This window comes from Kitasatospora dryopteridis (assembly GCF_050749075.1).
Classification (GTDB): Bacteria; Actinomycetota; Actinomycetes; order Streptomycetales; family Streptomycetaceae; genus Kitasatospora.
In genome coordinates, this window is the sequence record NZ_CP192749.1 from 6606256 (window position 1) to 6619096 (window position 12841).

12 protein-coding genes and 1 pseudogene are annotated in these 12841 nt (G+C 73.5%); 1 reads left to right on the top strand and 12 read right to left on the bottom strand.

Annotated elements, in window-relative coordinates:
- Position 1 precedes the first annotated feature (1 nt).
- From ACQ614_RS29770 to ACQ614_RS29810, 9 genes and pseudogenes are all read right to left on the bottom strand, one after another.
- Positions 2-478 carry a MarR family winged helix-turn-helix transcriptional regulator gene (locus ACQ614_RS29770; RefSeq protein WP_431681937.1) on the bottom strand — a complete coding sequence of 159 codons (477 nt, stop codon included), beginning with the start codon at positions 476-478 and terminating at the stop codon, positions 2-4.
- A 109-nt stretch (positions 479-587) separates the two neighbouring features.
- Positions 588-1957: pseudogene (locus tag ACQ614_RS29775) on the bottom strand (aminopeptidase P family protein).
- Between the two features lie 306 nt (positions 1958-2263).
- Entirely contained in the window at positions 2264-2638 is a 375-nt protein-coding gene (locus ACQ614_RS29780; RefSeq protein ID WP_363494995.1) for a hypothetical protein, read from the bottom strand.
- A 50-nt stretch (positions 2639-2688) separates the two neighbouring features.
- Positions 2689-3123, bottom strand: a complete 435-nt coding sequence (locus ACQ614_RS29785; protein WP_431681938.1) for a roadblock/LC7 domain-containing protein — start codon at positions 3121-3123, stop codon at positions 2689-2691.
- 37 nt (positions 3124-3160) lie between these two features.
- Entirely contained in the window at positions 3161-4186 is a 1026-nt protein-coding gene (locus ACQ614_RS29790) for a transcriptional regulator (protein WP_431681940.1), read from the bottom strand.
- Complete coding sequence (locus ACQ614_RS29795) at positions 4186-4569, bottom strand: hypothetical protein (protein ID WP_363494989.1); 384 nt, start codon at positions 4567-4569, stop codon at positions 4186-4188. The genes ACQ614_RS29790 and ACQ614_RS29795 overlap by 1 nt, the downstream gene beginning before the upstream one ends.
- A 166-nt stretch (positions 4570-4735) precedes the next feature.
- Positions 4736-6151, bottom strand: a complete 1416-nt coding sequence (locus ACQ614_RS29800) for an MFS transporter (protein ID WP_431681941.1) — start codon at positions 6149-6151, stop codon at positions 4736-4738.
- Positions 6148-6837, bottom strand: a complete 690-nt coding sequence (locus ACQ614_RS29805; RefSeq protein ID WP_431681942.1) for a winged helix-turn-helix domain-containing protein — start codon at positions 6835-6837, stop codon at positions 6148-6150. Before ACQ614_RS29805 ends, ACQ614_RS29800 begins: the two co-directional genes overlap by 4 nt.
- A gap of 30 nt (positions 6838-6867) precedes the next feature.
- Positions 6868-8376, bottom strand: a complete 1509-nt coding sequence (locus ACQ614_RS29810) for an FAD-dependent monooxygenase (protein ID WP_431681944.1) — start codon at positions 8374-8376, stop codon at positions 6868-6870.
- A 119-nt stretch (positions 8377-8495) separates the two neighbouring features.
- Between ACQ614_RS29810 and ACQ614_RS29815 the strand changes: the two genes are divergently transcribed.
- A complete protein-coding gene (locus ACQ614_RS29815) occupies positions 8496-9122 on the top strand; it encodes a TetR/AcrR family transcriptional regulator (protein ID WP_431681946.1) in 627 nt (208 codons plus the stop codon).
- Between the two features lie 94 nt (positions 9123-9216).
- On the opposite strand, the gene ACQ614_RS29820 is transcribed toward ACQ614_RS29815, so the two are convergent.
- From ACQ614_RS29820 to ACQ614_RS29830, 3 genes are all read right to left on the bottom strand, one after another.
- Positions 9217-11583 carry an immune inhibitor A domain-containing protein gene (locus tag ACQ614_RS29820; protein WP_431681948.1) on the bottom strand — a complete coding sequence of 789 codons (2367 nt, stop codon included), beginning with the start codon at positions 11581-11583 and terminating at the stop codon, positions 9217-9219.
- Positions 11584-11740: 157 nt separating this feature from the next.
- Positions 11741-12070, bottom strand: a complete 330-nt coding sequence (locus ACQ614_RS29825) for an ArsR/SmtB family transcription factor (RefSeq protein WP_363494979.1) — start codon at positions 12068-12070, stop codon at positions 11741-11743.
- Positions 12071-12114: 44 nt separating this feature from the next.
- Entirely contained in the window at positions 12115-12489 is a 375-nt protein-coding gene (locus ACQ614_RS29830; protein ID WP_263102517.1) for a hypothetical protein, read from the bottom strand.
- Positions 12490-12841: the final 352 nt, after the last annotated feature.

Consider the following 12841-nt stretch of genomic DNA (forward strand, 5'->3'; position numbering starts at 1 on the left):
GTTACTCCTCCGGTGGGTCGGACGGGACGTCGAGCGGGGTGTCCAGCAGGGTCGTCAGTTCGCGGACCAGGGCGTCGGTGCGCGCGCCGTCGAGGCCGCCGAGCGGGGCCAGCAGCTGCTCCAGGAGTTGCTGCACGAGGGCGATGGCGCGGCGGGTGGTCTCCCGGCCGGTCGTGGTGAGCGACAGCCGGACGGCGCGGCTGTCGGCCGGGTCCTTCTCCCGCGCCAGCAGGCCGTCGGCCTCCAGGGTGCGGGCCAGCTTGGAGACGTAGAGCGCCTCCAGGCCGGTGCGGTCGGCGAGTTCGCGCTGGCTGGGCTGCAGGCCGGAGCGCTGGACGCCGTACAGCGAGGCCAGCAGGGCGTACTGGGCGTGGGTGAGGCCGAGCGGGGCGAGCGCCCGGTCGACGGCCACCCGCCACTTCATGGCCAGCCGCCAGACCAGGAAGCCGGGTGTCGGGCCGTGGGGTTCCTTGCTCATGGGAAATACAGTACATGGCTATTAAGTACATGGCTACTATTTCGCCGAAGGGAGGGCGGGGCGCCGACGGCCGGTGCCCCGCCCTCCCTGCCCTATGCCGTCCGGCGGGTCAGCCCAGCAGGGTGCCCATCCACTCCTCGATGCCCGCGACCGTGCGCGGCAGTGCACCGGACATCAGCCGGGCGCCGTCCGCGGTGACCACCAGGTCGTCCTCGATCCGCACGCCGATGCCGCGCAGCTCCGGCGGCAGCGTCTCGTCGTCCGGCTGGAGGTACAGCCCGGGCTCCACGGTGAGCACATGGCCCTCCTCCAGGCGCCCGTCCAGATAGGTCTCCGTCCGCGCCCTGGCGCAGTCGTGGACGTCCAGCCCGAGCATGTGGCCGCTGCTGCACAGCGTGTACCGGCGGTACAGCCCGCTCTCCGGGCGCAGCGCCTCCTCCGCCGGGACCTTCAGCACGCCCCACTCGGCCAGCCCCTCGGCGATCACCCGCATCGCCTCCCGGTGGAAGTCGCGGAAGCTCGCGCCGGGCCGCACCGCCGCGATGCCCGCCTCCTGCGCGGCCAGCACGAGCTCGTAGACGTCCCGCTGCGCGCTGGTGAAGGTGCCGCTCAGCGGCAGGGTGCGGGTGATGTCGGCGGTGTAGAGGGTGTCCGTCTCCACGCCGGCGTCCAGCAGCAGGAGCCGGTCCGGGTCGAGAGGCCCGTCGTTGCGGATCCAGTGCAGCACGCAGGCGTGCGCGCCGGAGGCGACGATCGTCTCGTAGCCGGGGCCGTTGCCCTCCAGCCGGGCGCGCCGCTCGAAGGTGCCCTCCAGCCAGCGCTCGCCGCGGCGGTGGCGCAGTGCGGCCGGCAGTGCGCGGACGACGTCCTCGAAACCGGCGGTGGTGTGGTCGACGGCGAGCTGCAACTGGCCGACCTCCCAGGCGTCCTTGACCAGCCGGAGCTCGGAGAGCACCGCGGCCAGCCGGGCGTCGCCCTCGGCGCGGTCCGCGGCGGCAGGCCGGTGAGCGCGTCCACCGCGGGGTCGACCCCGGACAGCACCCGGGCGGAGGGGCCCACGGTCTTGGCGAGCTCGTCCAGGTGCACGGTGCGGATGCCGGTGAGCTGCTCCGCCTCGGCGAGGTCGGGGCGCCGCCCGACCCAGAACTCGCCGTAGCGGCGGTCCCGGTAGAACTCGGAGCTGCCCGCGCCGCGCGGCGAGCGGGGGCGGACGTGCAGCACGGCCTCGCCGTCCGGCTCGATCACCAGGACGTGCCCGACCTGCTCCTCGCCGGTCAGCCCGGTGAGCCACGCGTACGCGCTGTGCGGGCGGAAGCGGTAGTCGCAGTCGTTGCTGCGGACCTTCAGCTGCCCGGCCGGGACGACCAGGCGTTCGCCGGGGAAGGCCGCCGCCAGGGCGGCCCGCCGGGCCGGCATCGCGTGGTGGCCGGGGACCCGATCGCCGGCGGGCAGCGGGGTGGGTGCCCAGGCGGTGCCCATGAAGGCGTCGAGCGCGGGGGAGACCGGGAGGTCGTGGCTCCCGGTGTTGGGCGGCAGGGGTGCGGAGTCGGTGGTCGCGGGGCTGGTGGTCGCAGGGTCGGTGGTCACGGCTGGTGGGCTCTCCTTCGGCCGGCCGGTCGGGGCGGGGGTGTCGACCGGACATCAGTGAAATGTCACATTGCCATGGTACTGATGCCCCTGCCCGGGAACCAGACCCGTGCACGCCGGGAGCCGGACCGGTGTGCACGCACCGGCGGGCCGGGTGGACCCGATGGTCCGCCCGGCCCGCTGCCCGTGGTGCTGCTGTCAGACCTCCAGGTCCGCCTCGATGCGCTTCAGCTGGTGACGGGCCATCGCCAGGTTGGCGCGCTGCTTGTCCAGGGCGAGGTAGAGGAACAGGCCCTTCCCGGAGCGGCTGGTGAGCGGCCGGATCAGGTGGTACTGGCTGGACAGTGAGATCAGGATGTCTTCGATGGCTTCCTTGAGATTCAGCATCTCGATCGCGCGGACCTTCGCCCTGACCACGTCCGTGTTGCCCGCTGCGGCGACGTTCAGGTCGAGCTCCGGGCCGCCGCCGATGGTGCCGAGCGCCATGCCACTGTTGTAGTCGACGAGGGCAACGCCGATGGCGCCCTCGATCGAGCTCATCGCGTCCTTGAGGGAGTGCTCCGTGCTGGCCATGGTGGTTCCTTCCGAAAAGGGTGTGTTGACGGGGTGTCGGTGGTTCGGATTCAGGGACGGTCCTGGCGCTCCAGGGCGGCGTCGGCTATCGCGGCGATCCGGCCGCCGGCCCGGCGGGCCTCGAAGTGCAGCCGGCCCACGTTGGCGTCCGGCCCGGCGAACAGGGTCAGGACGACGTAGCCGCCGGCCGCGTAGGTCGCGGTGTAGCCGTTCTCGCCGCGGGTGAGCAGTTCGCGGAAGCCGCCCTGGCCGCTGGCCTCGATCAGCCTGGAACCGACGCCGAGGGCGGCCGCGGTGAGCGCCGCCAGGCCCTCCGGCTCCAGGCCGTTGGTGTCGTGGGCGACCACCAGCCCGTCGGTGGTGGCGACCAGTCCGCCGGTCAGGTGCGGCACGGTGGCGCGCAGCCCGCGCAGCTCGTTGAGCACCTCGGGCTCGGGCAGGGCGGGTGACCGCTTCGCCGTGAACTGGCGCAGGGCGCGCTTCATGACGCGGCCCGGAACGGCGTACGGGCGGGTGGGACGCTCACAGTCGGGCCTCCAGGGCGGCTCGGATCCGGAGCAGCAGGGCGATCTCCGGATCTGGCGGGAAGTCGTGCAGGGCCGGCGACGGCAGCAGCACCTCCGGGTGGGCCGGGGGCGGCCCGGCCTGCGGCGGCACTCCGTCCGTCCGCGCCGGGGCGGACGGCGGGGCGGGCGCGGCCACCGGGGGTGCGGCTGCGACGGTCGGCGCGGGCCCGTCCCTGGGCGCCGGGATCTCGATGAGCCCGGCGGCCGCGAGGTGCCGGATGTCGAGCAGGGTGGTGTAGGCGGACCGGCCGAGCAGGCGGGCGATCTGGGCGGGGGTGCGGTAGCCGTCCGCCGCGGCGAGGACGGCCCGTGCCCTGGCGCCGAAGGCGGCGGTCCGCCGCTCCGGTCCGGCGGGTTCGGAGCGGGCGCGGACCGGGGCCTCGTCCAGCCCGGCGGCCGCGAAGGTGCGGTCCAGCAGGGCGCGCCGCCGGGCGACGGCGATCCGCACGGCCCCGGCGGCCAGCGGACGGGCGAGGGTCAGCGCCGGGCGGACGCCCGGCAGGAAGCCGATCGGGCCGTCGTTCTGCGGCAGCGCGAAGAAGGCGGCGTCGAGCACCGCGGTGACCTGGCAGAGCTCCAGTTCGCCGCGGCCGATGCAGCCGGTGCTGACGAGGTGCTCGGCGGCGGGGCGGCCACGGGCGGCGGCCATGGCGTCGGCCCAGGTGCGGGCGGAGAGCCGGCCGGCCGAGGTGAGCAGCGTGCCGACGTCCGGGGTGGCCGGGCTCTCGGCGTGCACCACCTCGCCGTCGACCAGGTGGACGGTGCCCGCGGAGCCGTGCAGCGCCCCGGTGGCCCGGTCGGAGGCGAGGTCGGCCAGTGCGGCCTCGAAGACGGTGGCCGGGGCGAAGCCCGAGCGGTGCCGGCGCGGCAGCCTGAACGCGGGACGGGCGGGTTGGAGGACCGGCGCGGGGAGCGGCTGCGGGGCGGGTTGCAGGACCGGCGCGGGGACCGGGTGCGGGGCGGGTTGCAGGGTCGGCTGCATCAGGCGAGCACCAGCCCGTCCGCAATGCCGGCCAATCGCATCCTGGCCATGGCGAGGTTGGCGGTGGCCCGATCCAGCCGCAGGTAGAGGAAGACGCTGCTGTCGAAGGCCGTCTCCACGAAGCGGATCAGGTGGTAGGTGCCGGCCGAGGTGACGATGACGTCCTCGGCCGGGGCGGTTCTGGCGGCGGGGTCGGCGAAGGACGAGGTCTGGGTGATGGCGCGGGCGACCTCGGTGGCGTCGGCCGCCCCCGCGTCGTGGTCACCGCCCGGGCCGGCGCCGGCCGCACCGAGGGCGAGGCCGCTGGTCCAGTCGACCAGGCTGGCGCCGAGAGCCCCGGTGATGGTCATCGCTTCGAGCAGGCAGTCGTCGATCCCCGGCAATGGTTCGCACCCCTCCTAAGCGCCCCCGAGACGCGTCCGTGGCCACGTCCTTACTGGCTGTAGCCCCATCGGGGCGTAACGCTACCGCGCCGGTGGTGGCACGGGGGAGGGTTCCGGCACATTCCTCGGGCATATGCCCGAAGCTTTGCAAAGTGCTGACGTGCGGTCAGCTCCCCTTCTCCTCCTGCGAGTCGGGCAGGGTCCGGAGGCCGGGAATCGGCGAGGGCAGCAGCCACAGGAACGAGGTGAGTGCGCCGACGGCGGCAACCCAGAGCGCCGGCCGCAGGCCGAGCGTGCTTCCAAGCACCCCTCCCAGAAGCGAACCTAGCGGACGGATGCCGTAGTTCACCGCCTGATAGGCGCCGGAGACCCGGGATCGGAGCCGATCCGGGATTACTGCCGCGAAGAGCGAGCCGACTGTGATATCGAGGATCATCACGCCGATGCCCGAGCCGAACACCGCGGCCAGCAGCAGGCCGACCACCGTCCAGGTGCCTCCGCGTGCCGCGGGGATGAGCAGCAGCGGCGCCGGGTAGGCGATCAGGCCGAGCACCGCGGCCCGGCCGATGCCGATCCGGCGACTGATCCGCCCGGTGACGGCCGCGCCGAGCAGTCCGCCGACCGCTCCGGCGCTCAGCACCGCGCCGAGCAGCCCGGCGGACAGGCCGAGCTCGGTGGTGGCGTACAGCACGAACAGCGCCGCGATCATGAAGGTGAAGAGGTTCACCGTGGCCGTGCCGAGCAGGGCCGCCCGCATCACGGGTGTGGTGGCGATGAACTTGAGCCCGGCGGAGATCCGGCCGCGGGAGCGCGGCTCGGCCGGGGGCTCGGTGGGCCGGATGCTGCCCAGGGCGAGAGCCGAGGCGAGGAAGGAGAGCGCGTCGGCGACCAGCGCCAGCGGGGCGGCCAGCAGTTGGACGAGCCCGCCGCCGAGGCCCGGGCCGGCCGCCGCGGACATCGCCCGGCTGCCATTGACCAGCGAGTTGCCCTCCACGTAGCGGTCTGCGGGGACGACGGAGACGAACAGCGGCGGGTTGCACACGTCGAACAGCACCGACAGGGTGCCCATGGCGAAGGCCACCACGAACAGCTGGGTGAGCGTCAGCGCGCCCAGCAGGTAGGCGATCGGCACGGTGAGCAGCAGGACGGCCCGCCCGATGTCGGCGGCGATCATGATCCGGCGGCGGTCGGAGCGGCTGTCCGCCCAGGTGCCGGCGTGCAGCGCGAAGAGCAGGCTGGGCAGCCAGCCGGCCGCGGTGAGCAGGCCCATCCGGCCGGCGTCGGCGTGCAGGGTGGTGACGGCGACCAGCGGCAGCACGATCAGGGTGATCTGGTCGCCGACGGCCGAGACGGTCTGGCCCGTCCAGTAGCGGCGGAACTCGGTGACCCGCAGCAGTGCGGGTATCAGCCGCCGGCCGGGGCGCTCCGGAGGGAGCGGACCGTCCGGCGCAGCCGGGGTGCCGGAGGACTCGAGGGACTCGAGGGCATCGACGCCGGCGGAAGCCTCGGAAGCCTCGGAAGCCTCGGGGGCCTCGGGCCCGTGGTCGGGCTGGTCGGCGTGGGCGGTCGTCGGCGCGGTCACCGTGCGGACTCCTCGGTCGGGCCGGCGGCGGGGCCGTCGTGCGGTGGATCGGTGGCGTGCGGTGGATCGGTGGCGTGCGGCGGATCGGTGGCGTGCGGCGGATCGGTGGGCAGGGCCATTCGGACGAGCAGGACCGGGCGGCTGCCGGCCGGGCGCTCGGCCCCGGCGCCGAGCCGGCCCAGGTACGGGCGGGTCAGCTCGTCCATCCGCGCTGTGAGGTCGGCGAGCTCCTCCGCGGTGAGGTGCAGCAGGGTGTCGTCGAGGCCGGCGGCGCGACGCCAGGCGGGCGACTCCTCGCCCTGGCCGTCCAGCCAGCGGGCGGCCAGGGCGGCGTACCGGTCGACGACGGTGCGCTGGAGGGCGCCGGCCGCCTCGGCGGCCGCCGGGTCCGCCGCGGCGGTGTCCCAGCTGGTGAACAGGGCGGTGGCCCGCCAGGGCTTCTCACGCCCGCGGCCGCCACCGGCCTCCTCCACCAGCCCGTACTTGGCGAGCTGGCGGAGGTGGAAGGAGCAGCTGGCCACCGATTCGCCGATCAGCTCGGCGGCCCGGGTGGCGGTGAGCGGGCCCTCCCGGCGGAGCAGCCCGACCAGGGCCATCCGGGTGGGGTGCGCGTACGCCCGCAGCGCCCGCGGGTCGCTGAGGTGCACGGTGTCGGGTGGCGGCGGTTCCGGACGGTCCTCGGTCATGCATGTAAAGATATCTTTAGAAAGAAGTCTTTACAAGCGGGCGAGATAGTCGAGGACGCCCTTCTCCTCACCCTTCCGGGCGGTCAGCGCCACATGGTTGTCCGGCCGGACGAGCACCAGGGCCCGACCCTCGACGCCGTACGCCCGGTGCGCATGCCCGCCGGTGTCCCGCAGCCCCGCCGGGTCGTCCGTGTCCACGGTTATCGTGCGGAGGTGTCCGGGCAGGCCGGTGGCCGGTCGGTGGCCGAAGGCGAGCAGGGTGAACCGATCGCCTGCGAACGCCTCGAGGAACCGTATCGGCCGCCCCTCGGCGTCGGCGCAGGGGGCGTCCGGTGCCCGGTCTCCGGCCTGCAGCAGACCGCCGAGCCCGTCCTCGGCGAGACTGCTCCAGCGGTAGCCGAGCGAGAGGCCGGTGAGGTCGGCGATCCGGGTGGCCTCCACGCCGACCCCTGGTGTCCTTGCGCCCCGGATGACGGCCTCCATCCCGGCGGCGGAGGTCTGCAGCGTCCAGGCGGCGATCGGTAGGCGCTCCTCCTGATAGCTGTCGAGCAGCGCGGGCCGGGCCCGGCCTGCCAGCACCGCCCCGAGCTTCCAGCCGAGGTTCCATGCGTCCTGGATGCCGGTGTTCATGCCGAGCCCGCCCGCGGTCGGGTGGACGTGCGCGGCATCGCCCGCCAGCAGCACCCGGCCCACCCGGTACCGCTCTGCCATCCGCACGTTGACCCGCCAGCTGGAGAGCCAGCCGGCCCGGTGCACCCGGATGTCCTCGCGCCCGGTGTGCCGGGCGACGATCCGCCGGAAGCCCTCCAGTGAGGGGGCGAGCGCCGTGCCGTCGGGGCCGGTTTCCGGCGTGGCCTGCACCTGCCAGCGCCGGTCGCCGTCGCCGAACGGGCAGAGCAGCAGTGCGCCCTGCGGGCCGAACCACTGGTGCCAGGCGTCCGGCTCCAGGCCGCTCAGCTCCAGATCGCCCACCACCATGGCAGGCTCCGGCTCGCCGGTGCCCGTGAACGCCACGCCCAGCCGCTTGCGGACGGTGCTCCGCCCGCCGTCGCAGCCGACCAGGTACTGCGCGGTGGCCGTCCGCCCGTCCGCGAAGTGCGCCCTCACCTGCCCGCCGCCCTGCTCGAAGCCGGTGAGCTCGGTGTCGAACTCGACCGCCGCGCCCAGCTCGGCCAGCCGGGCCCGCAGCAACTCCTCGACCCGGTCCTGCGGCAGGAAGAGCGAGCCCGGGTACGGGGCGCCGGGGGTGGGTGCGGTGTCGGCCGCCGGGTCGGACTCGGCGACGAACGCGCCCTCGAAGTAGCGGTGGAAGGACAGCCGGCTGCGGCCGGAGGCCAGCAGGGCATCGGCGAGGCCGAGGTCGGCGAGCACCTCCAGGCTGCGCGCGTTGAGGGTCTTGCCGCGCGAACCCGTGTGCGGGCCGGGCGCCCGCTCGACCACCCGGACGGCCACGCCCTGGCGGGCGAGCAGGCAGGCGAGCGTCAGGCCGGTCGGCCCGGCGCCGGAGATCAGGACGGGCGTCGTGCTGGGTGCGGTCATGGCGGAGCTCCTCCCCGAGGGCCGGGCGCAGCTGTGGAAGGCCCGGACAACGCCATGGAACAGCAACCCGGTAAGAAATGCAACCCGGTAACAAAAGAGCCCGGGTTAGAATCGGCACCATGAACGAGCCGCCCGGTCTGCGGACCATCAAGAAGGAGCGCACCCGGCAGGCCATCGCCGACACGGCGATCGGCCTGTTCCTCGCGCACGGCTTCGACGGGGTCTCGGTGCTCGAGATCGCCGCCGCCGCCGAGGTCTCCAAGCCCACCCTGTTCCGCTACTTCCCGAGCAAGGAGGAGCTGGTCCTGCACCGGATCGCCGACCACCTCGGCGAGTCCGGCCGCGTGGTCGCCGCCCGCGGCTCCGGGCAGACCCCGCTGGACGCCCTGGAGCACCACCTGCTCGACCGGCTCGCCGCCCGCGACCCGGCCACCGGGCTCTGCGCGGAGCCGCAGGTGCTCGCCTTCCACCGGCTGGTCTACGGGACGCCCAGCCTCTCCTCGCACCTGTTCGACTGGATCGCCCGCGACACCGAGCTGCTCGCCGAAGCCCTCGGCGGCCCCGGCGAGCTGACCGCCCGGCTGCTGGCCACCCAGTTCGTCTCGGTCCGGCAGGACCTCACCCGTACCAACTGGCAACGGCTGTCCGACGGCCTGCCGGAGGAGGATGCCCACCGGCAGGCCGTCGAGGACACCGCCACCGCCTTCGCCCTGCTGAGGACCGGCGCCGCCGGGTACGGGTACTGAAGGCGCCTCCGAAGGCCGGGGCGGCCGCTCAGGGGCGGTTTCGCCCCGGCCTTCGGCCGGGAGGTGCCCCGGCGCCCCTACGGGCGCCGGCGGGTCAGGAGGCCGGGCCGACGCGGACGGTGGTGATCCGTCCGCCCTGGCCCTCCCGGACGACCTCGATCCTGGTGTTGGTGTCCGGCACGGCCACGCCGAGCTGCGGCAGTGCCGGGTCGGTGTAGGTGCCGCGGCGGTCGTCGAAGGCCGGCACCGCGGGCTCGGCGCCGATCCGCACCGCCTCGCCCGCCTTGTGCAGGGTGAAGGCGGTGGTGGGCTTGAGGGAGAACACCGCGTCGAAGGACTGCGCCCGCCCGTTCACCGGGGTGCCGTCCTTGAAGCGGATCGCCCCAGGGTGCGCGTCCACCGGCAGGATCAGGCCGCTGCCCGGGTGGTCCTTGGTGTTGTTGTCGGAGTACGCGGTGTCCCACAGCCAGACCAGCACGCCCTCCTGGTACGGGTAGGTGTCGATCACCCCCTGCTTGCCGGCCACGCCGGTGTACCCGAAGTTGTAGGGGCCCGTCCGCAGGTAGGCGCCGTAGCCCGCGTACCGCCGGTTCTCCACCAGGTAGGCCCGCGGGTGCTCGCGCACCGCCGCGCGGCCCTGCACCACGGAGTAGCCGGTGGCCGTCCAGGCCGGGTCGCCGCCGTGCTCGGCGCCGTCCGCGAAGAGTTCGCTGCCCCCGGCGGTGACCCGCACGCCGTCGACCAGCGCCCCCTTGCCGTGGGTGTTGGAGTCGGAGGTGGTGTGGAAGCGCAGCTTCACGGTGCCGCCGGTGAGGCCGTCCAGCGGGATGTGCAGCTGCTTCCAGCCGCCGGAGGTGCCGCTGAGGCCGGGTGTGCCGGCGGGTGTGGCGGGGATCGGTGCGCCGTCGGCGGTGCCGGGCAGCGGGCGCCAGGTCCTGCCGTCGTCGGTGGAGGCCTCCACGGTGAGGAAGTCGTAGTCCTGTTCCAGGTCGTACCAGGCGGCGGCGTCCAGTGCGGCGGGGCCGCTGCGCCCGGTCAGGTCCACCGTGCGGGCCAGCGAGCTGTCCAGGTTGTCGCCGGTGTCGCTCCACCACTGGGCGCCGCCCTCGTACGGGTCGGCGAGGTCGGTGGTGGTGCGGCCCGGGGGCAGGTGGACGAGGACGGCCTGGGCCTGGTCGGTGTTGTAGCCGCTCACCCCGAGGGCGTGGCTGGATCGGGTGGCGGCCTGGGCCTCGTCGTAGTTGAGCCAGCCGAGCTGCAGCCGGCTCCAGGCGTCCAGGTCGCCCGGGTACTCGCCGGTGGTGTTCCTGCGGCCGGTGCCCAGGTAGGACCCGGAGGACATCAGCGACCAGAAGTTGACGGAGTTGTCGCCGCCGGTCAGCGGGTAGAGGTCGGGCAGGCCGAGGTTGTGGCCGTACTCGTGGGAGAAGAGGCCCACGCCGCTGTTCTCGCCGGCCTGCAGGTAGTCGTAGACGTAGAGGCCGCTGTCGCCGACCGGCACGCCGCCGATCCGGTCGCCCTCCGGGCCGGTGCGTCCGCTCGGGTCGGGGAAGGCCCAACTGCGGTGCGCCCACAGGGCGTCGGTGCCCTGGGCGCCGCCGCCCCAGGTCTCGTCGACGCCGGCGTGCACCACGATCACGTTGTCGAGGTAGCCGTCCGGCCGGTCGAAGTTCCCGTCCCTGTCGTGGTCGTAGCGGTCGTGGACGTCGTACTGGGCGAGTTCGGCCTTCACCGCGGCGGGCGTGCGGCCCTTGGCGATCTCGCCGTCGTACCAGGCCTTGACCGCGTCCCGGACGAACTCGTGCGCCTGGGTCCAGGCGCCGCTGCCCTGCGGGCCCTTGTTGGAGCCGTACCGGGCCTCGTTCCAGGGGACGGTCACCCAGTCGCTGACGGTGCCCTCGATGTCGTACCGGCCGGAGGACTGGGTGCGGTAGTAGTTGCGCACCGAGTTGGCGCCCGGGGTGGCGTCGAAGAACATCCGCCGGTAGTAGTCCCGGTCGAAGTCGGACTTCCAGTAGGTGTGGGTGTCGCTCGCGTCCGGCTTCGGTATGGCGTTGTGCCGGGGGCCGGGGGTGCCGCCGTAGCGGACCTGCCCGTTGTGGAGGGTGGTGTCGTCCACCTGGTCGCCGAACTGGGCGAGGATGACGAAGACCTTGTCGCGGCGCTCCAGGCCGAGCTGGACGTAGTCGTCGCCGATCCGGACCCGGGAGGGGGCGCGGTGGTCGGGGGTGCGGGCGACGCTGCCGCGGTTGAGCTGTTCCAGCGCCTCGGCACGCAGGGCCTGCCGTTTGCGCTCCTGGGGGGCGGGTTCGGGCTGGGGTCCCTCGGCGCCCTGCGGGGGTTCGGCGGCGAGCCGGGGTGCGGGTAAGGGCGCCGCTGCGGCCGAGGCGGCGGGTATGCCGACGGCCGTGATGCTGAAGGCGAGCGCAGCCGCGAGGGCTGTGGAGGGTGTGCGCTTCAACGGACCGGTCCTTTCCGGGCGGGGGTGGTCGGATGAGCGCGGGTAATATTTCACATGTCATCGGTCACATGGAAGACGTGTGAACGTGCGTCATCGATCCCCCGCCCGGCAGGCGGTGGTCCTCGGGGTGGTGTCGGGCGAAGGCCGCGCGGGCCGGTCAGTCGGAGGCCCTGAGCTCCGCCAGCAGGACGCCCTGGTCCTGGATGAGCTCCGTCAGGATGCGGCGCGCCGCACGGAGCAGGTCGGCGACATCGGCGCCGGCCAGTGCGTAGACGACGGTGGAGCCGTCCCGGGTCGCCGTCACCAGGCCGGCCCGGCGCAGCTGGGCGAGCTGCTGGGAGAGGCTGGACGGCTCGATCTCGATGTCCGCGAGCAGATCACGGACGGGGGTGGGGCCTGCCTGCAGCAGTTCCAGCACCCGGATGCGGACGGGATGGCCGAGCATCCGGAAGAACTCGGCCTTGGCCTGGTACAGCGGTACGGGCACTCGGCCCCCTCTCCGGCTCCGGGTCAGTGCGGCCGCGGGCCGGGTCAGACCTCAAGTCCGGCCTCGATCCGCTTCAGCTGGTGACGGGCCATGGCGAGGTTGGAGCGGCTGCGGGCGAGCGCCAGGTAGAGGAAGAGGCCGCGGCCGCTGGAGGTGGTGAGCGGCCTGATCAGGTGGTACTGGCTGCTGAGGGTGATCAGGATGTCCTCGATCCCGTTGTCCTGCAGGTTGAGCATCTCCATCGTCCGCATCTTGGCCCGGACGAGGTCGGTGTTGCCGGCGGCTGCCACGTTGAGGTCGAGCTCGGCGGAGTCGCCGAGCGTCCCGAGGGCCATACCGCTGCCGTAGTCGACCAGGGCGACGCCGATCGCGCCCTCGATCGTCATGGCCTCCTTGAGCGCGGTCTCCGGGTTCGCCATCGTCTTCCTCCTGCTGTCGCGGTGCCCGCGCCGTTCGGGGCGGGTTCGGCAACGACTGTAGGGAGACGGTCGCGAAATCTTCGCTGGATGATCGAAATAGATCATGGATGAGTGAGTGCATGACTTTTGACGTCGGTTCGACGGCAACTTGAAGACATTTGCAACTAAGGATGTGATTGAACGGCCATTCACAGGGCCAGCGACGGCCATTCACGGGGCCCGCGCCGAACACGCCTGCGACCCATCGCAGCGGCCCGACCGCACCCCGTGACAGCCGCCGGCGAAGCACCCGCGGGCACTCCCCGCAGGACCCGGAAAAGGGTGCTATCGATGTCGGCCACGCCGGGTAACC